General features: G+C 45.7%; 1 protein-coding gene. It reads right to left on the bottom strand.

Annotation, left to right across the window (positions count from 1 at the left end; translation table 11 throughout):
• Nucleotides 1-335: transposase (locus HMPREF2961_RS00600; protein WP_176747392.1), on the bottom strand; the 335-nt coding region annotated here is incomplete at both ends.

A 335-nucleotide genomic window follows, 5' to 3' on the forward strand; every position in this document is an offset into this window, starting at 1 on the left:
CCATACATTTTCTCAATCAAGTCTGCGATTTCCGACATGGTAATACCTTTTCGGAAGAGGTGAATGACGGTCTCCTCTAAGGTATCATTCGTCCGTCTATAAGCAGGAACAGTCTGTTGCTTGAACTCGCCGTTGCGGTCGCGCGGAATCTGGAGATGAAGTTCCCCGTACTCGGTCTTGACCGTACGGTCATAGGAGCCGTTACGAGAATTACCCGTGTTAAAACCAATACGATCGTACTTTTCGTAATCGAGGAAAGCCGTTAACTCCGTTTTGAGAAGCGTATTGACAGCTTTTTCCAAATGGACACGGAATAATTCATTCAAATCGCCTTT

This window comes from Enterococcus sp. HMSC076E04 (assembly GCF_001814285.1).
Classification (GTDB): Bacteria; Bacillota; Bacilli; order Lactobacillales; family Enterococcaceae; genus Enterococcus_B; species Enterococcus_B lactis.